The 20,996-nt window shown below is 40.8% G+C and carries 22 protein-coding genes, 2 tRNA genes and 1 pseudogene; 13 read left to right on the forward strand and 12 right to left on the reverse strand.

Features of this window, described 5'->3' with window-relative positions; translation table 11 throughout:
• The first annotated feature begins 14 nt into the window (after positions 1 to 14).
• The 5 genes from HQK88_09330 (at position 15) to HQK88_09350 (ending at position 5,009) form a co-directional block, all read left to right on the forward strand.
• A tRNA-Val gene (locus tag HQK88_09330) sits at positions 15 to 90 on the forward strand.
• Positions 91 to 128: 38 nt separating this feature from the next.
• Positions 129 to 205 (forward strand) — tRNA-Asp (locus tag HQK88_09335).
• A gap of 295 nt (positions 206 to 500) precedes the next feature.
• Entirely contained in the window at positions 501 to 2,477 is a 1,977-nt protein-coding gene (gene uvrB, locus HQK88_09340) for an excinuclease ABC subunit UvrB (GenBank protein ID MBF0617002.1), read from the forward strand.
• Positions 2,478 to 2,510: 33 nt separating this feature from the next.
• A complete protein-coding gene (ribD, locus tag HQK88_09345; protein MBF0617003.1) occupies positions 2,511 to 3,572 on the forward strand; it encodes a bifunctional diaminohydroxyphosphoribosylaminopyrimidine deaminase/5-amino-6-(5-phosphoribosylamino)uracil reductase RibD in 1,062 nt (353 codons plus the stop codon).
• Positions 3,573 to 3,659: 87 nt separating this feature from the next.
• Complete coding sequence (locus HQK88_09350; protein MBF0617004.1) at positions 3,660 to 5,009, forward strand: diguanylate cyclase; 1,350 nt, start codon at positions 3,660 to 3,662, stop codon at positions 5,007 to 5,009.
• Between the two features lie 59 nt (positions 5,010 to 5,068).
• Here the strand turns inward: HQK88_09350 and HQK88_09355 are convergent, their stop codons facing one another.
• The 4 genes from HQK88_09355 to HQK88_09370 form a co-directional block, all read right to left on the reverse strand.
• Positions 5,069 to 5,446 carry a hypothetical protein gene (locus HQK88_09355; protein ID MBF0617005.1) on the reverse strand — a complete coding sequence of 126 codons (378 nt, stop codon included), beginning with the start codon at positions 5,444 to 5,446 and terminating at the stop codon, positions 5,069 to 5,071.
• 111 nt (positions 5,447 to 5,557) lie between these two features.
• On the reverse strand, positions 5,558 to 6,049 hold the full coding sequence (locus tag HQK88_09360; GenBank protein ID MBF0617006.1) for a universal stress protein: 492 nt from the start codon (positions 6,047 to 6,049) through the stop codon (positions 5,558 to 5,560).
• A 23-nt stretch (positions 6,050 to 6,072) separates the two neighbouring features.
• A complete protein-coding gene (locus HQK88_09365; protein MBF0617007.1) occupies positions 6,073 to 7,029 on the reverse strand; it encodes a hypothetical protein in 957 nt (318 codons plus the stop codon).
• 70 nt (positions 7,030 to 7,099) lie between these two features.
• Entirely contained in the window at positions 7,100 to 7,594 is a 495-nt protein-coding gene (locus HQK88_09370) for a universal stress protein (GenBank protein MBF0617008.1), read from the reverse strand.
• Positions 7,595 to 7,741: 147 nt separating this feature from the next.
• On the opposite strand from HQK88_09370, the gene HQK88_09375 reads away from it, so the two are divergent.
• Entirely contained in the window at positions 7,742 to 8,206 is a 465-nt protein-coding gene (locus HQK88_09375; GenBank protein ID MBF0617009.1) for a hypothetical protein, read from the forward strand.
• A gap of 5 nt (positions 8,207 to 8,211) precedes the next feature.
• Here HQK88_09375 and HQK88_09380 read toward each other — a convergent pair whose 3' ends face one another.
• The 8 genes and pseudogenes from HQK88_09380 to HQK88_09415 form a co-directional block, all read right to left on the reverse strand.
• Positions 8,212 to 9,792, reverse strand: a complete 1,581-nt coding sequence (locus HQK88_09380) for an HDOD domain-containing protein (GenBank protein MBF0617010.1) — start codon at positions 9,790 to 9,792, stop codon at positions 8,212 to 8,214.
• Positions 9,793 to 9,794: 2 nt separating this feature from the next.
• Entirely contained in the window at positions 9,795 to 10,397 is a 603-nt protein-coding gene (locus tag HQK88_09385; protein MBF0617011.1) for a hypothetical protein, read from the reverse strand.
• 83 nt (positions 10,398 to 10,480) lie between these two features.
• Positions 10,481 to 11,473, reverse strand: coding sequence for a hypothetical protein (locus HQK88_09390; GenBank protein ID MBF0617012.1), 993 nt, complete (start codon positions 11,471 to 11,473; stop codon positions 10,481 to 10,483).
• On the reverse strand, positions 11,470 to 12,369 hold the full coding sequence (locus tag HQK88_09395) for an HDOD domain-containing protein (protein MBF0617013.1): 900 nt from the start codon (positions 12,367 to 12,369) through the stop codon (positions 11,470 to 11,472). Before HQK88_09395 ends, HQK88_09390 begins: the two co-directional genes overlap by 4 nt.
• A gap of 201 nt (positions 12,370 to 12,570) precedes the next feature.
• A complete protein-coding gene (locus tag HQK88_09400) occupies positions 12,571 to 12,978 on the reverse strand; it encodes a response regulator (protein ID MBF0617014.1) in 408 nt (135 codons plus the stop codon).
• 420 nt (positions 12,979 to 13,398) lie between these two features.
• Positions 13,399 to 13,818 carry a hypothetical protein gene (locus tag HQK88_09405; GenBank protein MBF0617015.1) on the reverse strand — a complete coding sequence of 140 codons (420 nt, stop codon included), beginning with the start codon at positions 13,816 to 13,818 and terminating at the stop codon, positions 13,399 to 13,401.
• A 21-nt stretch (positions 13,819 to 13,839) separates the two neighbouring features.
• Positions 13,840 to 14,084, reverse strand: a pseudogene (locus HQK88_09410) (type II toxin-antitoxin system mRNA interferase toxin, RelE/StbE family).
• Positions 14,068 to 14,307 (reverse strand): hypothetical protein, encoded by a 240-nt coding sequence (locus tag HQK88_09415; protein ID MBF0617016.1) that lies wholly within the window; start codon positions 14,305 to 14,307, stop codon positions 14,068 to 14,070. Before HQK88_09415 ends, HQK88_09410 begins: the two are co-directional and overlap by 17 nt.
• A 226-nt stretch (positions 14,308 to 14,533) precedes the next feature.
• Between HQK88_09415 and pyrR the strand changes: the two genes are divergently transcribed.
• The 7 genes from pyrR to HQK88_09450 all read left to right on the forward strand — a co-directional run bounded on the left by pyrR (position 14,534) and on the right by HQK88_09450 (position 20,989).
• Positions 14,534 to 15,070 (forward strand): bifunctional pyr operon transcriptional regulator/uracil phosphoribosyltransferase PyrR, encoded by a 537-nt coding sequence (gene pyrR / locus HQK88_09420; GenBank protein ID MBF0617017.1) that lies wholly within the window; start codon positions 14,534 to 14,536, stop codon positions 15,068 to 15,070.
• 3 nt (positions 15,071 to 15,073) lie between these two features.
• On the forward strand, positions 15,074 to 15,982 hold the full coding sequence (locus tag HQK88_09425; protein MBF0617018.1) for an aspartate carbamoyltransferase catalytic subunit: 909 nt from the start codon (positions 15,074 to 15,076) through the stop codon (positions 15,980 to 15,982).
• A 645-nt stretch (positions 15,983 to 16,627) separates the two neighbouring features.
• A complete protein-coding gene (locus HQK88_09430; protein ID MBF0617019.1) occupies positions 16,628 to 16,978 on the forward strand; it encodes a hypothetical protein in 351 nt (116 codons plus the stop codon).
• Positions 16,979 to 17,078: 100 nt separating this feature from the next.
• Positions 17,079 to 17,693 carry a CBS domain-containing protein gene (locus HQK88_09435; GenBank protein MBF0617020.1) on the forward strand — a complete coding sequence of 205 codons (615 nt, stop codon included), beginning with the start codon at positions 17,079 to 17,081 and terminating at the stop codon, positions 17,691 to 17,693.
• Positions 17,694 to 17,925: 232 nt separating this feature from the next.
• On the forward strand, positions 17,926 to 19,794 hold the full coding sequence (locus HQK88_09440) for a polysaccharide biosynthesis protein (GenBank protein MBF0617021.1): 1,869 nt from the start codon (positions 17,926 to 17,928) through the stop codon (positions 19,792 to 19,794).
• A gap of 225 nt (positions 19,795 to 20,019) precedes the next feature.
• Positions 20,020 to 20,316 carry a nitrile hydratase subunit alpha gene (locus HQK88_09445; protein ID MBF0617022.1) on the forward strand — a complete coding sequence of 99 codons (297 nt, stop codon included), beginning with the start codon at positions 20,020 to 20,022 and terminating at the stop codon, positions 20,314 to 20,316.
• A 256-nt stretch (positions 20,317 to 20,572) separates the two neighbouring features.
• A complete protein-coding gene (locus HQK88_09450; protein ID MBF0617023.1) occupies positions 20,573 to 20,989 on the forward strand; it encodes a cbb3-type cytochrome c oxidase subunit I in 417 nt (138 codons plus the stop codon).
• Positions 20,990 to 20,996: the final 7 nt, after the last annotated feature.

Consider the following 20,996-nt stretch of genomic DNA (forward strand, 5'->3'; position numbering starts at 1 on the left):
ATTGCTGCTTAAGCGGGCGGATAGCTCAGTTGGTAGAGCACAGCCCTTACAAGGCTGGGGTCACAGGTTCGAGCCCTGTTCCGCCTACCATAGTGTATTGTGTAGTATTAAGTGGTTTGTAAAGCAGCGGGGTGGTAGTTCAGCTGGTTAGAACGCCGGCCTGTCACGCCGGAGGTCGCGGGTTCGAGCCCCGTCCACCCCGCCATATAAAATAGTGTATAATCAATGAGTTAACTGTTTCTGCCCTGTTAAAAACACTGTTGACCGTTAAGTTGGGAGGATTTGGTGGTGGTGGGGGTAGCCAGATATCAGGCTAAAGTCGGGAAATTTACTTCATTTGGAACTCTCGTTATATATGCCGTATAGACTTCTTGTACCTATGACACGATACTCGTATCTTAAAACTACATGAAACAACTATTCGTGATATTGTAAGCAAGGTTCAAGTGATTATAGACTCCCCCTAAGAAATTCTCTCTATGTCATCTTTATCCAAATCTATGGAATTTAAATTAATAAGTGAATTTGAGCCAAGAGGTGATCAACCTGAGGCTATAGAAAAACTTGCAGAGGGCGTTGGTAAGCATCCTCATCAGGTTCTCTTAGGTGTAACCGGCTCTGGTAAGACCTTTACGATAGCTAACGTTATAGCCTCTGTACAAAAGCCGACCCTTGTTATAGCCCACAATAAGACGCTGGCCGCTCAACTTTATGGGGAGTTTAAGGATCTTTTTCCGGAAAACGCCGTTGAGTATTTTGTCAGCTACTATGACTACTATCAGCCAGAAGCTTATATCCCCAGGACGGACACCTACATAGCCAAAGATGCAATGATAAACGAAGACATTGACAGACTACGGCACAGTGCCACGATGTCAGTGCTTGAGCGCAGAGACACCATCGTTGTTGCCTCTGTTTCTTGCATATATGGCATAGGCTCACCGGAGGACTACCTTGGGATGCACATAATAGTGGCCGAGGGGGAGCCACTTTCAAGGAAGGAGTTTTTAAGGCGGCTTTCCGAACTTCAGTATAACAGGGTGGAGGTGGATTTTAAACGCGGTACATATCGGGTCAGAGGGGATACGATTGAAGTTTATCCGGCTTTCTCACTTGATAAGGGAATCCGGGTCGAGTACTTTGGTAGCGACATAGATGCTATTTATGAATTTGAACCGCTTACCGGCCAAAAAATCAGAAGACTCAGAAGTGCCGCAATTTATCCGCGCTCTCACTGGATAACTCCCGGCTATAGGATTGAGCCCGCTCTTAAGGCCATAAAGGTAGAGATGCAGCAGCGGGTGGACTATTTTCTGAAAGAGGGTAAAATCATTGAGGCACGGCGTATTGAGCAGCGGACCATGTTTGATCTTGAAATGCTGAAAGAGTTCGGGTTTTGTAACGGCATAGAGAATTACTCGCGCCACCTAAGCGGCAGAGCGCCGGGTGAGCCTCCGTACTCATTGATAGATTATTTTCCGCAGGATTTATTGATAGTAGTAGATGAATCACATGTCACAATTCCTCAAATAGGCGGCATGTACGAGGGGGACAGGTCACGCAAGCAAACGCTGATTGATTATGGTTTCAGGTTGCCCTCTGCACTCGATAACAGGCCACTAAAGTTTAACGAATTTCAAAAGCGGATAGATAACATTATCTATGTTTCAGCCACTCCTGCAGAGTATGAAATAAAGAAATCCGAAGGACGCATAGTAGAGCAAATCATAAGGCCAACCGGATTGATTGATCCACCAATGCTGGTGCGGCCTGTGGCAGGGCAGGTGGATGACCTTGTGGAGGAGATACGGGCAGCAGTCTCCCGAAACGAACGAGTTCTTGTCACAACATTGACTAAAAAAATGGCAGAAGACCTTTCCGAATACTACAACGACATACAAATCCGCACCCGGTACCTGCACTCAGACATAGACACGTTGGATCGGATAAAGATTCTGCAAGACCTGAGGATGGGGTTTTTTGACTGCCTGATTGGAGTTAACTTACTGAGAGAAGGACTTGACCTTCCTGAGGTATCTCTTGTTGCCATTTTTGACGCCGATAAGGAGGGGTTTTTACGATCAGAGAAATCCCTGATTCAGACCTCTGGCAGGGCTGCCAGAAACGTTAACGGTAAGGTGGTTTTGTATGCCGACAGGATTACGGGTTCCATGAGCCGCGCTATGGAGGAGACAAACCGGCGCAGGGAAAAACAGCTTAAATACAATGAGGAGATGGGAATTACGCCAACCACAATTAAAAACAATATCAAAAACATCCTTGCCTCTGTTTATGAGTCCGATTACTGGACTGTGCCTACAAGTGATGCTGCTGATGTGGTGGCAGGGGAGGGTGGAGTGGTGGATGAGGAATCAATAAGAAAACTTGAGAGCCAGATGAAAGAAGCCGCTAAAATACTTGATTTTGAACGTGCCGCCTTATTAAGAGATAAAATAAAAAATCTCAGGTCAATGTAGTATAATATTGTTGTCTTGGATAAAGTCAGTTTAATGAAAAGATGTCTTAGGCTTGCGGCAAGGGCGGTTGGTAAGACAAGTCCAAATCCTATGGTTGGGGCCTTGCTGTACAAAGATGGGAGAGTAATAGCTGAGGCTTATCACAAAAAGGCTGGCACTCCTCACGCCGAACCTCTGGCAATTGACAAGGCTGGTGAGCAGGCAAGGGGCTCTACACTTTTTGTAACTCTTGAACCATGCTGCCACACTGGCAAACGAACCCCCCCCTGTACGGAGCGTATAATATCGGCAGGAATCAAAGATGTCTGCATTGCCATGCTTGACCCTAACCCTAAAGTGGCTGGAAACGGAGTCAGGATTTTAAACAATCATGGCATAAAGACAGAGGTGGGGATTGTCAAAGAGCAGGCTCTGGCACTCAATGAGTTCTACATAAAGTATATAACCACGGGGTTGCCATTTGTGATTCTGAAATCCGCAATGACGCTGGATGGTAAAACGGCGACACCGGATGGTGTTTCAAAATGGATAAGCTCTGAAAAATCCCGTTACATTGTGCACAGACTGAGAAGTTCCGTTGATGCAGTTGTAACGGCAATAGGCACCGTAAAGGCAGACAATCCGAGACTGACAGCCCGCATAAAAGGGGGTAAGAATCCGATAAGAGTCGTGATTGACCCACAGTTTGAGACTCCGCCGGATTTTAATGTTATGGCCACTCCTCCAAAAACAATTTTTGTCACTCGTACGGGGGGAATACCGGAGACAAGGCCACAGGGTGATATAGATTACTTGTGTTATGAAAGCAGCAAGGTGGATATGAGCTGGCTTATGGCAGAGCTCGGCAGACGGGAGATTACGTCGGTTCTGATAGAGGGAGGATCATCGCTTGCAGGGTATGCGGTAAGTGCCGGGGTGGTTGATAAGATAATGGTTTTTGTTGCTCCTAAAATAGTTGGCGGCCCGGGAGTTTATACCCCTGTTGGAGGAAAGACCTTTCTTCCTCTTGACGTTGCCCATCAGATTTACGGTATAAAATCTAAAAAAATTGGAACAGATTTGCTAATAGAAGGATATTTCAATAAAAAACTATAAAATACGGTTTATACTGCTGTGCAGCCTCTTTATATTTTATACATGTTTTGTATAAAATAATGTTAACTTAACATAACAAAGAAGAATATGAAAAAAGAACTTTTTGCTGATAGCGCTATAGACCCTTATTTAAACAGGACACGTGTGCTTTACGTGGAGGATGAGGACATGATAAGAGAAAGCATGATCCGAATTCTGAAGCGGCGTATACACACTATCTTTGCTGGCGCTGACGGGCAAGAAGGGCTTGAGCTTTTTAAAAAGCATAATCCGGATATAGTGATTACTGATATAAGAATGCCTCATATGAGCGGCATAGAGATGGCACAGGGTATCCGGGAGATAGACGAGGATGTGCCTGTTATATTGACCACAGCCTACAATGATGAGGATTTTTTTCTAAAGGCTATAGAGATAGGTGTCGTCAAATACATAAAAAAACCAATAAACAGCTCTGACCTCTTTTCTGTTTTAGTTAAGGTAGCAAAAAGCATATCTCAGCAAAAAGAGATAGACGCTAAAAACGAATTTATTAAAACAATCCTTGATAACAATCCTGCATTTTTATTGATAACAGATGAAGCAGACATTTTTTTTATGAACAAGTCGTTTCTATATTTTCTGGGTTACGACACTTTTGATGAGTTTAAGAGTAATGGGCTTAACATAAACAGGTTCTTAGTGGTAAAGGATGATGCCTTCTATAAAAATAAATCCTTTACGGAGTGGATAACTGAGGTGATTCACGGAAAAGAGAAACAGTACATACTGTATCTGGCTGGAAAAGAACAGCTTAGGAGCGAGGCAGGAGCGTATCTAATAAGCGCCACTCAAATACCTGAGATTCAACATACAGACCGGTATCTGATAACTTTTACCGACATATCGGGCATAGAGAGTGAAAGAAGGCGGTTTCAGGACATGGCTTGTAAAGACCCGCTGACATCCATATTTAACAGGAAAAAATTTGAAGACGAAATTGAAAAAGAGATATTACGTACCGAAAGGTATAAGACTAATTTAACTATGATGATTTTTGATATAGACCACTTTAAATCAATAAATGACACTTACGGACATCAGGCAGGGGATGCTGTCTTGAGGGAACTAACAGAGATAGTGTCGGCACATGTCAGGAAAACCGATATATTTGCGCGTTACGGAGGCGAGGAGTTTGTAGTGATAACGCCGGAAACTACTTTGACAGGGGCAACAGAGCTTGCAGAAAAGCTTCGGGAGTTGATTCAGAACAACAAATTTTCCCACGGCGGACATGTTACATGCAGCTTTGGCGTTTCTGAGTACATGGGTTCGGAGTCCTCACATACGTTTATAAAGAAGGCTGACTATGCACTCTACATTGCAAAGAATAATGGCAGAAACCGCGTTCAATTTGTGGAAAAGGAACATTCACTAGTTTTTAACCTGCCGTTTTAAGTGTCCAGGCATTCGTGCAGGGATGGAATCAATTTAGAGCAAAGCATCTCTATTTGTAGTTAATCTGAATTGAAGTAAATAATTAAAATCCCAAATAAGGAAAGAATCGTCATCATTATAAGTGAGGGATTAACATGATCTGAGGTTCTTTTTACTCTGAAAGCATTCATGCCGAGACCAAATAATGATGCTAGAAGGGTTGCATTAAGTGAAATATACGCATTTAGTATCAAATCAGGGTCCCAAAACAGACGAGCATGATGGCGAACACCGTTAGGATCAAATATTGTGGGCTGCTCCGGCATCGCCCTGCTTATATATCCAAGGGTTAACACAAACAAGATCCAGCAAACCGCAGAAATAATTTTCATAGCACTTTTAATGTTGTCCCTGCGTTTACGCCTGTGCACCGCCTTTGGTTCGATGTTCAATTCCATATGACCGCCTCCGCCTCCTGTCGTATGGGTTTTAAATCACATCGCTATAAGCTAACCAACAATACTGTAGTTATATTCTAACAAATATATTGCAAAATGGCAAGCATTTTTTTACCCTACCACCCAAACTGAGCAATCTCTGGCAAGATGTATCAACTTGTTAGATGTGCTTCCGTAGAGAAACTCCTCACGTTTTGAAATCCCGCGCCTCCCTGTAACTATAGCTGATGCCTGAGAAATCTTTTGCTCTTTCAGTATGCACTCAGCTACAGTTGGTTCGTCTCTTAACACTACTTTTATACTTATTTTGTTTTCACTTATGCCATTTTGAACTAACAACGTCTTATATCTTTCAACAATCTTTGAGCTGTCCTCAACTGCAGCCGCTATGAACTCCATACATTCTATATCGCAAACAAAATCATCGTCTTCAAATAAGTTGACCACGTGGAATAATAAGAAAGTAAAATCGGCGCTGTTTCTAAACATTTCACAAATGAAAGACACAGCCCTGCCAGAGCTTATGCTGTTGTCAACAGCAATTAAAACCCTCCTTTGCCTGGCCAAATGTAACAGAGCTTTATTGTCACCTATACATTCCATAGTCGGATATATTATATAATTTTTCAGGTACTTAGGTTATCATTAACTTCAAGTAAATCACTGAGAAATTCTCCGGCTGTTTCGTAAAACACCTCTGCTGCTTGTGAAAAGTGCAACAGTACATAGTTAAGGCGTTCTCCAATATATGGAAAAATTTTTTTAAGATTAGCAACCCTGTTTTGAATCACCACATTGAGATCATCATCAACCAGATTCTTAAGTGCTGGATGCTGCATCTTACTTAATTGCTGGAGAGTAACATCGCCTCCGCCTGTAATAAAAACTAAAATATTGCCTAAACCAAAGAGGTCAAATCCAAATCTGTTTTCACTGTTAATAAAGGTGTAATCAAAGTCAATCCATTTCGCAATACCTGTTTCACTGTCCATTATGACGTGGTCACGTCTTATATCACCATGTTTTTCACCACTATCGTGTAAAAACTCAATTGCTTTTACCAATTCTATAAACTCTTCAAAGACAGCTTTAAATTTTGTAAAATAGTACTCCTCATGGTTTTTACTTTGATTTAGCACGTAGTCAGTCAGGTTTATTCCTTTTATGTAATCTATCACTCTGATTGTGTTACCGGCTTTGTCATGTATTCCAAAACCGTGCATAAATCGTTCATGGTTATTTACTTTTTCTAAGACTCTGGCCTCCTTTTGAGGGCTCCTTATACATCTAAACAAAATACCACCTATATTAGCATTGTACTCCTCAGTAAAAACCATCTTTATGACCTTTGTTTTTCTATCAATAAGGTCTATTGCATTTCTTACCCAAAACTTAGGTTCATCATCAATGCCAAATCGTCCCTCACGCTGGTTTCCTCTTATTAAATATGGCCTCTCACCAAGAACCACTACATCATCGTATTGAACAGTAAAAAAATCTGATAAATCATCAATTATTTTAGGTGTTTTTACAGCGTCTGTTGCACCGGTATATGCACTTATCAGTTCCTTAATATTTTCCATATTTTACAGGAAATGCCCTTCTCCGGCTTAGTTTTCATAGCTGCGCACCCAACGCCCATATTTTGCAATATCAAACCGTGTGCGGAGTTTGCGCCAATTCACTGTGAACCGTGACAGTACTCAGTTCGTTTATCCTTGTTGTTAAAACCGGACATTTGGCATTTCTCACTACTTTCTCGGCTGTACTTCCAAAAATCAGCCTGTCAAAGCCTTTTCTGCCGTGTGTTCCCATTACGATTAGGTCTATACCGTTAGTGGCGGCATAATTTAAAATCTCATCCGCAGGATTACCCCTTGCTATATACCTATACACAGATTCCACGCCATTTAGTTGTTTTTCATAAACCTGCTCTAGTTCCTTTAGCGCATTTTCCTCAATGTCTTTATAGAACTCATCGTAAGACAACTGTGGCAGGTACCATCCGACAGCGTTAGCTACATCATAGACTACATGCAGAACGTAAATTGTGGCGCCATACCGTTTTGCCAGATCAGATGCATACTCTGCTGCCCCTGATGCACCCTCCATAAAATCCGTTGGTAATAATATTTTTCTTATCATCATCGTACACCTCCCTTTTTTCTTATGAGAGTTGTCAATCGATCGGCTTCTTTTACTATTATAACATTAATATCTGAAAATAGTTGTCTGCAATTAAATTTGTCTGTACTTTGGCATAACGTGTTAAAATATATTGAGGAGGTGGCAGCAATGCAAATATATGCGCGAAATATCACAAACTCTCTATATAAATCATTAACCAAAACTGAGGCAATAGAAAACGCACTTGAGAGCTACTTATGCCCTATGCAGATGTTTTTAGAATTAACAAGCAATGGCTGGAGTGTGGGAGCTTTTAAGATTCTAAAACATGACTTGAATGTTAAACGTATCTTTCTAACCAAACTAACAATAAAGTATTTAACTAATATCTACGAAACTCTTAACATTACACAAAACGTATCACTAACAAATGATTCATATAACACACTTGAGGCATCTGCCAATTCTGACAGCGATGATAAACACGCTGATAGCAGTGGAACAGGGAAAGAAATGACTTTTGGTGAAAACCTGCTCTCCATACCACTATTTACCGTAGGTGTCATGTATGCAGTAGTTTTAAACGCAAAAAGAGTGCTTAATGTAACGTTTAGAAAACCACCTGACGCTTAAATGTTTTACTTATACTTCTGTTTAATAGCAAGAATTGTCTGATCACGCAGTGTTTTAAGGTATCTGAGCGTGTTTTGGTCCACAACTAAATCACCGGCTATGGGTTTATCAATGTAGATAAGGCCAAGGGGCACCTTATTAACCTTTACCGGAAACAGCATAAATGTTTCAGAGTCCAGGAGATTTCTGTACCAGCCTGGTATCCTTTCTTTGACTCTGCGGTCGTTAACATCATTTATCAGGATGTCTGAGGTATTTAACAGTGATTCGCTAAAAACGTCTCTGTACATATCTCCAAAGAAGAATCTGAAGTTATTAATTATGACGGCAACGTTCTCTCCAAATCCAAACCGTCCCTCCATTACGTTTTCCTTCGGCGATTTTATTGATATTATGATTCTAAGCGGATTGAGCCCTCTGAACATGATTTCAAGAATCATTCTAAGCACATCGTTTAATGAATATTCCTCAAGCAGTGAAGAGGCAACCTCCTGGATTCCCCGTGAAAATATTAACTCTGGGGACTCTCCGCGGCCAAACACATTGGTATTGCATTCAAGCATCTGCACACCGTTTTTACTGGTATAGTCGATTTGTTTTGCAGAGGTCTCAGGTACATCTGGCGCCTCTTCAATAAGATTTTTGTTAGTAAGCAGATCCTTTAGTGATTTTGCCAACCCTATCTGACTGACGTTAACGTTGAAATCCTTTCCATAAGTATCCAGTTCGTTGTAGGACTTGTTGAGGATTTCCATAAGCTGTTCCTCGGTGATGGAAAAGCAGTTTTTGTATTTGCTCAGAAGTTTTGCGATTGCTTTTTTCCAGGCATCAGGACCTTTTGAGGCGTTACTTACGGCAAGACACAGCTCGCTTGAAAAATTCACGATAGTTCTTATTGAGTCCGTTTCGGTGTCAGGCTTAACCACAACCGGCTCATTGAGTCTCTGCATACAGTAAACTATCTGAGGTGAGAGATGCCAATCCTTACCGGTGAGCATCCCGATTTTTTCATAGGAAATTCCAAAAACATTCAGTGAGGCACTGCTTTCAGCAACCCCGCCTCTGTCAACCAGTTCAGCAACTTTAGCTGCATCATCCGGCATATAATATGTCGATAGTGTTTTACCTAAATCAAAAAACATGGAACACAAGAAGGATTCCTCCACGTCGCGGTTTCCTACGGCTTTAGAAACCTCTCTGGCAATTATAGAGCCAAGAAAGCTTCCCATCATAACGCTCCTCAGCTCCCTTGCAAGCGACTTGTTTTCAATATTTTCAAACAGCATTAGAGACAGTGCTGCATTCCTTATGTGATCAAGCCCTAAAATATACACAGCTCTTGAGATTGTGTTAATTTTTCCGCCGTACTGTGCACGTACATACTGTGCAGTGTTGACGATTCTCAGGATTTTGTTTGTCAGGGCAAAATCGTTAAGGATTGTATCTGTCAGTTCAGTTATTGTGGCGTCGCTTTTAGATGTGGCCTGTTTAGTGATTAGTTTTATGGTGTGAGCTGCGGCAGGAAACTCTTTTATATCCTCAAGTTTCTTTCTTAGTATTTCTATCGTGTCATCTCTTTTAGGCATCGTTATCCCTTCTTCATTTCAGATTTAGCCGAACTGTTCAGTTTACCATCAAGAGTTGAGACCTCTTTTTCCAAAACCTCTATAAGTATCTCAAGCTCTTTGTTGCCGGTTTGGAAATCAGTCACAATTGATTTAATTGCTTCAGACTTTTCAGCTTTAGCCTTATGGCGGTTAGTCAGGTGATTGTTTAATTCAGCCACCGTATGGAACCTCTTTATCATCTCCGATACGGTTTCTTTAAAATCGCAGATTAGAGAATTTTGGTTTTTAATCAGAGATGCTTGATATTTGACCACAGAGTTTTGGTCTTTGAGTGTAGTTGCCTGTTCAGTTACTTTATTAGCATCGGCAATTTTATTTTTTAGAAACGCAATCTGGCCGCTATATTTCATTTTAACGTCATCAAGAGCAAGTTCAGATTCAAGAACCTTTTTCCTCAGCATTTTTAACTCATTGCTAAAGCTCTCTTTCAGGGTTTCCATCTCCTTCAATAATTTTTTCTGTGAGACATCCCTTGTAACATACAAATAAACTGCAGCTGCTATGGACATTACTAAAACTCCGGCAAATATAATAAGAACAGTCAAATCTACCCTGACAACCATCTTTATAATTCTCCACACACTAAGTATAACACGTAAATGACTGTAAAGTATAAAATTTCGCCTGTATTGGATTGTGTGCCATTTTAGAGACGATGGCTAATGATACTATGCTCATCACAGATTTCAAACCGTATAAGGCTGTAAAACTTTCCCTGCGGTACCTCAATATGCTGGTCGTTTGCTATTTTCAGGGATACCCTTTGTGCATTACCATTTATCAGCCTGAAAAAATTGTTTGAAGATATAATTGTCTCAGTTTTATACCGTGAATAAGTATCGGTTCCCTCCCTGAATAGTATATGTTTGGCGCCTGCCCCTAAGAGGATGTTTCCGCCTGAGCCAAACAAGAAAACCTCCTGATCCTCCTTCAAGTCTCCGATGTTACCCAGTATTTCCTCCCAGCTCCACAACTTACCGTCAGGTCTCTGCACCTTACAATCCTTTATTACGGCGTAGCCGCCAACAACGTCAGGAAGCGCCTCTGTAATAAAATAACCGCAATCCAAATACATGGCCTCCATAACTTTATGAACATTGCCGGTAATAAATCCGCTGGGGTCTGAGATATGAAGCCACTTTTCCACTTTACCAATATCCCCTTTAAATCTGCCGTCTTTTACGTAAAGCATAGAGAGCTTGTCAATATTGCAGTGAACAATCCCACCAGAGACTATGTTTAAATTGGACAGGCTTTTAATGTTTCCGATAAGCAGGGTGTTATCAACCCAGAGAGAGCCGTCATTTAAAATCTTATTTCTGACTTTTTCCACCACAAGTACATGGTCTTTCAGTAAAACCACAGAGTTTTTCAATGAAATTCCGCCATAAACAGTAACTGTGCCATCGTTTACCTCAACCGGCATGTAAGTGCCAGAGTCGGAAATTACGGTTATTTTATCTTTTCTTATTTTTATCAGTTTAGGTGGAAATATTTTGCAAATTATCCTTATATCATCGAAGAGCTTCTTGATTTGAGGTTGCTTTCTCCAAAAAAACAATTTTTTTAGGAAAATCTTAAATACCTCCCACATATTAAAGTTCTCACACAGCCAACCCTCGTCGTACGTCTTACTCATTCCTCGGATGTCTCACCAATATCTTGTAATTCACACCGGATATTTGTAAGATCGGCTTCATTGATTCCAAGCTCTGTAAAGATCGGCTCCCATCCGGGATTGTTACTGATCATATCATCTTTGGACTCAGTCCCTGAACCGCTCTTTGTGGGCATTTCTGCTGAAGTACCGTCTTGCAAACCACCGTAATTGATAACGAGGTACTCGGCAAGGTAAGCACATGCAGCCATTTTTCTGACATATAGTTTCTTGTGGGATGATATGTCTATATTATGGTGGTTACTTATAACACGGCTTACAACATCAGGCAGCCGCCAGGACGTTGTCAATATAAATCCTGCCATACAGTGGTTTGTTTGGAATTTTTCATCTTCTTTGGCTGTTGCGTCAGCATCATTGCCAAGGGCTGGCAGTGTATTATAATCACTATATCTTTTTAAAAACAAAGGAATGGCGCAATCATGGAACAGACCCGTAATATAGGCGTCATTTTCATCAATGTTTTTTGTTGTTTTTGCTATCAAACTCATAGTTTTAGCGACAAGCATGGAGTGATTCCAAAACTTGCTGAATATGCTCCTGTCCGTAATCTCTTTGTATGTATTGAGAAAAATAGATGATACGACTATATTGAAAAAACTGGTTAACCCGACAATATTTAGTGCGTATTCTATCGAGCTGATTCCACCGCCACCGAAGTAGGATGAATTAGCTATTTTTAGTATTGACGCTGAGAGCCCTACGTCTTTGCTTGTTAACGACACGATTTTTCTTATATCCGGAGTCGTTTGCTTGATTTCTTTGTACAAGTTATTTACAATCTTTGACTGAACGGGAATACCTATCCCTTTTACTATCTCCTCTGCTTGTCTTATATCAACATCTTTTTGTAACATTACTCTGCTCCCCTCTTAAACCTTTGTATTTTAACTGCTACGCCGTTTAACAAAGACATTTCTATCAACCCGACTGCCTACACGATGTTACTTGCATAGACTATTTTAACTTAAATATGACATTTAGCGCTACAGAATAAAAGTTAACAGAATTTGCATTGGTGGGAATTAAACAGCGGAGGAGATTTTCAGAGGAGTAGCTTATTGTCTGACCAAACCGTAAGTTTCAAGCAATGCTGACAGTTTTCTGGTATCAACAGGTTTTGTGAGGTAATGGTTACATCTGTTTAGACCGCGGTAGTAGGAGTCAAGTACGTCTTTGGGAGCATCCAAAGACGTAGTCATGATGATTTTCACCTCTTCATCGGGTGTTATTCCCATAGCTTTTTCTTTAGTTCTGATTTTTTGCAGTGCTGACACCCCGTCCATATCAGGCATCATGATATCAAGACATATAAGGTCATACCCATAGCCCTCATCTATTGCCATCATGTAAGCCTCCACTGCCTCGGCTCCGTTAACAGTAACATCAACCTCTCCGTAAGATGAAAGAAAGTGTCTAAGCAACGTGCGGCTTGTAAAATCATCATCAGCTATCAGTATTCTCATATTACCTCTCTCCTTTAATTGTAGCATGGGATTGTATTTATTTTCACGTTTTAGTAAATTCACCTCGTTATATTCCATTTTTATATAATCGGTTGTTTGTGTGTTTTTATTAACATCAGATTCTCTAAAGCTTTGGAAATATGTATTAATCAGAGTTAAGTTTGAGGTTTTTGTGAAACTCGGGCTCGTAGTTCCCTGAAAACATGCCATTACCACACTTAAACATGTTGCTTGTGTGCCGGTTGTGCCAAATTCTCCTGTTGCCGTAAAAGCCAGTGTGCCTGCGTATGATGTCGAATTTGCATCCGGTACATCTGATGCTATTGTGGCTGTTGTTGAGCCAAAGCTGACTGTCTGCTGATAAAAAGTCATCTGCTTGGTTGTGTTTGCAGCTATTGTTGATAAACTATATTCATAAATTTAGTGACCGACTACAATACTCTTTCCGCCGGAGCCCGCCGTACTGTTATTCTGACAAACATAACCGGCTAAATTGCGTTTTGGGTTAGTTATACCCTGAAAACAGCTTACCGTTACGTTAGTGCAGTTTAACGCAGTTCCGGTTGAATAAATTGACAACACAGCGCCATAAGAATAAGCGCTTCCGCTCAATTCCCAACTTCTGTTAGCAAGATAGGTAAAATTGCTGTTTACCTCACTGGATTTAGCCGTTGTGCCTGCCCCTACAACAAACGTGTCTGATAGACTGCGCCTTGGCGTTAGACAGAACACTATTTCTCCATCATCCGTAAATGGCAGACCTTTATGCGGAACTGGTTTTTCTTTTTTTGCAGTGTGGTTTTTTATCAAATCTGGCGTGTAAAGGAAAGAAAAGGCCACAGTCGCCTTAATCTGTCCCTTTTAATAGACTTCATCGTGAGAGCCGATGTTGAGAAGATGAACAGTGTCTTGCGTTATTTTGAATACTATTCGGATGTCGTGGGTAACAGAGCAGGCGTATTTGCCATTTAAGTTAGCAGATAAAGCATGGGTTTTAAGGGAAGCGTCAAAAGGGTCTGATGCTATTTTCTCTGTAAAATTATATATGGAGTCTGGAGGTTTGGGTTTTTCTTTAAAAGTTTTTTAGCCTTAATCATCATCGGCATTAAGGATAGCTTCCATAAGTTCTTTTGCCGAATTACAAACAACGTAATCAGGATCGGCTTCAGCGGCAAGCGTTTCCTCAACGAAAGCCTGATGCTTACGCTCTTTTTCAGCAAGGAATGCTATAAAATCAGACACTTCTTTAATCCGTTCTCTGGAAAGTCCACTTAGCATCTCCTGAATACGTTCAACATCAGGATTTACTTCTATTACGGTTTCTATCATGTTATATTTTAAAATTTTTTGAAGTAAATGGTAAAGGATCACGAAGGAGAATTGTAATATAAAAAAAAGCACAAACAATAGAATAAAACACGAAAAACTTAGATAATTGACAAAACCACTCCTGTTGTGTTTAAATGGGAGACCTTTAAAGGATGGTCCCGTGAGGCTGGCAAGGTAGTGAATCTGAACTCCATCCTGAAACTTTATCAAAGGAGCAAACCATCATTTGAAACGTGAACTTTTAACTAAACAGGACATTACCAGAATTCTTTTGCGTATAGCTCACGAAATAGCAGAAAGAAACAAAGGTTGTGAGGGGCTATGTCTGGTGGGGATTCAAAGAGGCGGAGTCGATCTGGCAAAAAGGCTTGCCGAGGCAATTAAAAACATCGAAAACACGGTCGTGCCGGTTGCAGCCCTTGATATTTCATTTTACCGTGATGATCTCAATATCAAAAAGACTCATCCTATTGTCAAAAAAACTGAGATGCCATTTGATATAAATAACAAAAAGATAGTTCTCGTTGATGATGTTATATACACGGGGCGCTCAATCCGGGCAGCACTGGATGCCCTCATGGACTTCGGGCGTCCGGCACAGGTGCAGCTTGCCGTCCTGATTGACAGAGGACACAGAGAGCTCCCCATAAGAGCCGACTACGTTGGTAAAAACATTCCAACCTCTAAAACCGAACAAATAAAAGTTCTCCTCATTGAGCGCGGCCATGACAAAGATGCTGTGGTCATTCAAAGAGTTGAGTGAGCGATGAAAAAGCACCTGATTGACATCAAAAGCACATCCCTTGAGGATATTAAACTGGTGCTTGATACCGCATCGTCCTTTAAAGACGTTTTAAGCAGAGACATTAAGAAGGTGCCGGCATTAAGGGGTAAAACCGCCGTTAATCTCTTTTTTGAGCCCTCCACCCGGACAAAGACATCTTTTGAGCTTGCAGAAAAAAGACTGAGCACCGATGTCATAAACTTTGCCGTCCCAACAAGCAGTGTCGTGAAAGGAGAGAGCCTCTACGACACCATAAAAACCATCGAATCCTACGGAGTTGACTTTATCATCATACGGCACCAGTCAAGCGGTGTGCCGCACTTTATTACATCGTTTTCTAATGCCTCAGTTATCAATGCGGGTGATGGAATTAACGAGCATCCCACACAAGCTCTGTTAGACGCATTTACACTGATGGAGAAAAAAGGGGTGATAGAGGGACTTAAAATAGCCGTAGTTGGGGATATTTTTCATAGCAGAGTGGCACGGTCAAATATTTTTTGCTTAAAAAAACTCGGTGCAGAAGTTAGAATTGTCGCCCCAAACACTCTGATCCCAAAGGGGATTGAAAACGAGGGCGTGCATATATACAATAACCTTGAGGACGGCATAAGCGGAGTTGATGCCATCATGATGCTGAGAATTCAAAACGAGCGTCAAAGTGGCGGATTTCTAAGCTCCAAGGATGAGTATTTCCGCTTCTGGGGACTTACCTCAAAGCGCTTAAAAAGGGCAAAACCCGACTGCATTGTCATGCACCCAGGTCCCATGAACAGAGGAGTTGAAATAGACTCCGAGGTTGCCGACAGCGCTCAGTCAGTTATACACGCTCAGGTCATTAACGGCCTTGCCGTCAGGATGGCGGTTCTTTATTTGCTTAGCACCGCTTAGTCGCATACATATTTATAGTTTTTAGCTGAGGCAATTCGTAACCTTGATTATTTTTCATCTATATATGTAATATGTTGCATGCTGAGTAAATCATTCGGAATAATCTTTTTTGTACTGTTGTCAGTGTTTATTATTTACGGACAATCATTCGCTTATAGTGAGTTTGCAGAGAAAACAAAAAAAGATTGCCAGTACTGCCATATAGACCCAGCTGGCGGAGGACAACTCACAAATGAGGGACAAGCGTATAAACGAGAAATTTCTGTTAAAGGTAAAGGTTCACCGCTTACAACAAGTCAGAAAATAATCAGATTTATTTTTGGTTTTTTACACATAACATGCGGTGTCACATGGTTTGGGGCAATACTTTATGTGCACATTTTACTTAAGCCAGCTTATGCATCAAGAGGGTTGCCAAAGGGAGAGCTGACTCTCGGATGGATAACTATTTGCGTTGTAGGCGCTACAGGGCTGCTTCTAACAATAACGCGTATTCATGACTTGCAAACACTGTTTCATACAAAGTTTGGTATCCTTTTAACTATAAAAATAACAATTTACATAATCATGCTATCATCAGCGACAATTGTTACATTTTTTATCGGAAAGAAACTAAAAGGGAAAGTTGAAAGTAACATTGACACTATGAAAGGCGTTTTTACCATGGATGAAATTGCAGGTTGTGACGGGAAAGACGGCAGAGCCGCGTATGTTTTGTATAAAGGGGAGATTTATGACGTCACCTCCAGCAGGATGTGGAAAGATGGGAAACACGTTGGTAAACATCTTGCAGGTTTTGACCATACTGAGTCGTTAAAACAAGCGCCTCACAGCGAAGATAAACTCATGAAGTATCCCAAAGTTGGCAAGTTGGTTGAAAAGCAAGCAACAGCAAAACAGCCGTTTCATAGAAGACTATTTTACTTTTTTATTTATTTTAATCTATTTTTGGTTTTAGCGGTTCTTTTTATAATTTCTCTATGGCGTTGGGGTTAAGTACATCAACTGCAAAGATTTCAGGATATTTATTATTTTATTCAAACCATTGGATAAGCTATAATAGATTACAAAGCCTAAGCAAACAAGGAGGTCTAAGTTGACAGACAGACACAGCGATAAAATGTCCTTTTGTGTAACTATAAATGACGAAGACGTTTATGAGGCAATGAAATCTATAAGCGGTTATCTTGATATAACATCCAGAGATTTTAAAGAGGTTTACCAGGTCGCATATAAACATGCCTTAAACAGAGTAACACAATCTGTGGTAATCAAAGAAGTGATGACCACAGATGTCGTGACAGTTACGGCAGATACTCCAATTACTGAAGTGTCTGACAGGCTTTCTGAACATGCAATTTCCGGGATGCCGGTAGTTGATGACAGTGGCAAACCTGTTGGGGTCATATCAGAAAAGGATTTACTTTCCCGGATGGGGGCAGACCACACCTTAACTTTTATGTCGGTAGTTTCTCTATGTTTAAAACATAAGTGTTGTAAGATTATGAAGATTGCAAATCTTACTGCCAAAAACATAATGACAACACCTGCCGTGTGCATTAATGAAAACGCTTCAATCCATGAGGCAGTGTCTGTTTTTAAGACTAAGAAAATCAACCGGATACCAGTGCTTTCGGTTGACGGCAGACTGGTTGGAATAATCACTCGTGGCGATATCCTGAGATCCCCTTTGTTTCAAATAAACGTATAAAGAAACACCCGAAAAATTTTCAGCTCACTTATGAAGTAGATAAAGTATATGTGTTTAAAAACAGCAAACTATGACGTGTGCTTGACATAAGCCCGATAAAAACGTAGAATTAACTGTAGAATTATAAAATGCCGCAATTACAAAATCATATGGTCTTTTTTGAGACTTGTTACGTTGTGTTGGAGTCTCTGTGCCTGTGGCCGGAAAGCAGTTTTTACGGCAAGGTGATAACATGAAGAGAAAAATTTACTTTATCTTATCTGATGCTCTTATCATAGCAGCGTCTCTTTACCTTGCCTTTTACATCCGTTTTGATTTCTCCATTGACGTTGTGGATAGATACCTTCAGCTCATACTGTTTTTCCTGCCGATTTTCCTTACCGTAAAAATTTCCACTTTTTATATATTTAGAATCTACAGTATCACATGGCGCTATGTTGGCTTAAACGACTTATGTAAAATAGTGAACTCGTTAATTGCCTCTGAGATGATTCTAATAGGAGTCATATATTACATGTTCTTGCCGGAGACGGCGCGATTTAATTCACTGTTAGGGGGTGGCATAGTATTTCCGCGCAGTATAGTGGTTATAGACTTGATATTGTCGTTAATCTTTATGTCTGCCATAAGAATATCCAAACGTCTCTATCATGAGATCCTAAGCCGTAAGCGTAGTAAAGAAGGTAAGAGCACAATAATCATAGGGGCCGGCAACTCTGCTGAAATGCTTGTAAGAGAGATTTCAAGACAGCTTGTGCCGGAATTTAACGTAATCGGTTTTCTTGATGATGACCCTAATAAAATCGGCGCCTATGTTCACAGCATTAAGGTACTGGGTAAAATTGATAAACTTAGAGACTACATATATCAATATAACATTCAGGTGGTCATTATAGCGATAACCAATCTTGATTATGGAGCTCTTAAGAGAATATATGAGATGTCAAGGGGCTCAGGAGTAAAAAACATAAAAATCACCCCCATGATGCACGGTGATAATAACGTTAATGTGGCGATAAATTCGCTTGAAGATTTAAAAATAGAAGACCTCATAGGACGGCAGGTAATAAAGCTTGATTATGGTCAGATAAAGGATTTTTTGTCAGGTAACAAGATAGTAGTATTTGGAGCTGGCGGGTCAATCGGCTCAGAGATAGCCAGCCAGTTGTGTGCACTAAGGCCATCGCATCTTGTGCTTTTTGACATGGATGAGACTGCCATGTTTAATCTGCAAACCAAACTAAGTAAGCACTATCCTGCACTTAAGCAAAACGTAAGTTACGTGATAGGCAATATAACGGACACATCGAGAGTGGAGGAAATCTTCATTCTCTACCGGCCAGATAAGGTGTTTCATGCAGCAGCTTATAAACATGTCCCTATGATGGAGCACAATCCTACGGAGGCAATCAAGGTTAACGTTTTGGGCACATACAATATAGCGGAGCTTTCGGAGCGTTATGGAGTGAAAAAGTTCATAATGCTTTCTACCGATAAAGCAGTAAACCCTTGCGGAATAATGGGCGCTACTAAGCGTGCTGCCGAGGAGTTGTGCAAGGTGGTAGCCGGCAGTACGAGTTTTATATCGGTGCGGTTTGGCAATGTGCTGGGAAGCCGGGGGAGTGTGTTGCCTCTCATGCTTGAACAGTTACGTAAAGGGGGGCCTCTTACTGTAACACACAGAGACATGGAGCGCTACTTCATGACAATACCAGAGGCTGTATCGCTTGTTTTGCAGGCAAGCGTAATTGGGCAAAGTGGTGACATTATGATTCTTGACATGGGAAAACCTGTCAGGATTCTTGAGCTTGCAGAGGAGTTAATCAGGCTTCATGGCATGACTCCCTATAAAGACATTGACATAGAGTTCATAGGACTCAGACCTGCTGAGAAACTAAGAGAGGAGCTGTACACATCCTCAGAGAAAATCTCTAAAACATCGCATGAAAAAATACTTACTATAATGAATGAAGGACGCAGCACAAAGCCGGAAATTGAAGCTATGTTGGATCAATTGAGAAAGACGCTACAAAACAACGACCCTCACAAAGATACTGAAATCAGAGATATTCTCAGAAAATACCATATGCTGTCTGATTAAATTTTATACGGTTTCTAATTGGTATTATGCGCTTATTGAATTAAACACCGCTCTTTTGCTATAATATAAGTAAGATATATTATAGCCTTATCTTCAGGCATATATGCTAACGGCCCAAACGGGGTTATTTATCTAATTATAAAACAATACCCCGGCAGTGGAAAGGAGGGACAAGCCATGCTAGGCTATAAGGAATTGGAAACCCGCTTTCAGGAAATTTTTCGGATGGCCGTCGACGATATGGATTTCAGGGCTAAGTTTATTCAAAACCCCAGAGAAACATTCAAAGGATTCGGCATCGAACTACCCGAGGACGTGAAGGTCGGTATCTTTGAAAACACCAACAAAATGCTTAACTTTGTCATTCCAGCTCATGTTCCCGAAAGACCCTATGCCTACAGACACTGGACTAACGAAATGTTTACCGATTTAAGCACGATAGTATTCAGAGAGGAAGCCCCAATGAGATACTGGGAGGAGGTCCTTATGGAAAGCGATGAGGTACTGAATCCTGTCTCATAACACTATTTAAAACCCCTCTTACAGTTTTTTTCGTATATTGGATGCGCGGTAAGAGGTCTTTTTTATTTAAGTACAGCCCTTAGGCAGTCAGAACATACTCAGGTGTACTTTGCAGGGGCGAATAATTATTCGCCCCTGCTTTTGACGGAGCCAACAAAGTTAGGTGATAGAATGCAACTCGTTATAACAGTATGATTTTTATCATGGATACGGCTTACAGGCAAGTGGTAAGATAAGATAAAAAACAGGAGGACACATGGATAAGTTTGTAAGGAATTTTATAGTGATGAGTATAGTGTATTTATGTGTAGCGGCACTTATGGGAGTGTTGATGCTTAGCAGCCCCAAATTTCTTGAATTTAAGTTTGCACATTCCCACTTCATGCTTCTTGGATGGGTATCAATGATGATATATGGAGTAGGGTATCATATCTTGCCTAGGTTTTCCGGGCGGCCGTTAAAGAGTGTAAAAATTGGTGAAATTCAATTTTGGTTAGCCAACATTGGGCTTATCGGCATGGCAGTTTTCTATTCCCCATGTCAGTATGTATCTTCATGTCAGTGGTTTTTGGGACTTGCTCCTGTGTTTGGTTTTATAGAATTTATTTCAATAGCTCTGTTTTTCTACAATATGCTTGCCACACTTTTAGCAAAAACGCCGGGACAGCCATAAGCAAAAG

The organism is Nitrospirota bacterium (assembly GCA_015233895.1).
Classification (GTDB): Bacteria; Nitrospirota; Thermodesulfovibrionia; order Thermodesulfovibrionales; family Magnetobacteriaceae; genus Magnetomonas.

Coding starts and splice junctions, on each gene's coding strand:
- uvrB (MBF0617002.1), top strand. CDS start 501: ATGGAATTTAAATTAATAAGTGAATTTGAGCCAAGAGGTGATCAACCT.
- ribD (MBF0617003.1), top strand. CDS start 2,511: ATGAAAAGATGTCTTAGGCTTGCGGCAAGGGCGGTTGGTAAGACAAGT.
- HQK88_09350 (MBF0617004.1), top strand. CDS start 3,660: ATGAAAAAAGAACTTTTTGCTGATAGCGCTATAGACCCTTATTTAAAC.
- HQK88_09355 (MBF0617005.1), bottom strand. CDS start 5,446: ATGGAATTGAACATCGAACCAAAGGCGGTGCACAGGCGTAAACGCAGG.
- HQK88_09360 (MBF0617006.1), bottom strand. CDS start 6,049: ATGGAATGTATAGGTGACAATAAAGCTCTGTTACATTTGGCCAGGCAA.
- HQK88_09365 (MBF0617007.1), bottom strand. CDS start 7,029: ATGGAAAATATTAAGGAACTGATAAGTGCATATACCGGTGCAACAGAC.
- HQK88_09370 (MBF0617008.1), bottom strand. CDS start 7,594: ATGATGATAAGAAAAATATTATTACCAACGGATTTTATGGAGGGTGCA.
- HQK88_09375 (MBF0617009.1), top strand. CDS start 7,742: ATGCAAATATATGCGCGAAATATCACAAACTCTCTATATAAATCATTA.
- HQK88_09380 (MBF0617010.1), bottom strand. CDS start 9,792: ATGCCTAAAAGAGATGACACGATAGAAATACTAAGAAAGAAACTTGAG.
- HQK88_09385 (MBF0617011.1), bottom strand. CDS start 10,397: ATGGTTGTCAGGGTAGATTTGACTGTTCTTATTATATTTGCCGGAGTT.
- HQK88_09390 (MBF0617012.1), bottom strand. CDS start 11,473: ATGAGTAAGACGTACGACGAGGGTTGGCTGTGTGAGAACTTTAATATG.
- HQK88_09395 (MBF0617013.1), bottom strand. CDS start 12,369: ATGTTACAAAAAGATGTTGATATAAGACAAGCAGAGGAGATAGTAAAA.
- HQK88_09400 (MBF0617014.1), bottom strand. CDS start 12,978: ATGAGAATACTGATAGCTGATGATGATTTTACAAGCCGCACGTTGCTT.
- HQK88_09415 (MBF0617016.1), bottom strand. CDS start 14,307: ATGATAGAAACCGTAATAGAAGTAAATCCTGATGTTGAACGTATTCAG.
- HQK88_09425 (MBF0617018.1), top strand. CDS start 15,074: ATGAAAAAGCACCTGATTGACATCAAAAGCACATCCCTTGAGGATATT.
- HQK88_09430 (MBF0617019.1), top strand. CDS start 16,628: ATGAAAGGCGTTTTTACCATGGATGAAATTGCAGGTTGTGACGGGAAA.
- HQK88_09440 (MBF0617021.1), top strand. CDS start 17,926: ATGAAGAGAAAAATTTACTTTATCTTATCTGATGCTCTTATCATAGCA.
- HQK88_09445 (MBF0617022.1), top strand. CDS start 20,020: ATGGCCGTCGACGATATGGATTTCAGGGCTAAGTTTATTCAAAACCCC.
- HQK88_09450 (MBF0617023.1), top strand. CDS start 20,573: ATGGATAAGTTTGTAAGGAATTTTATAGTGATGAGTATAGTGTATTTA.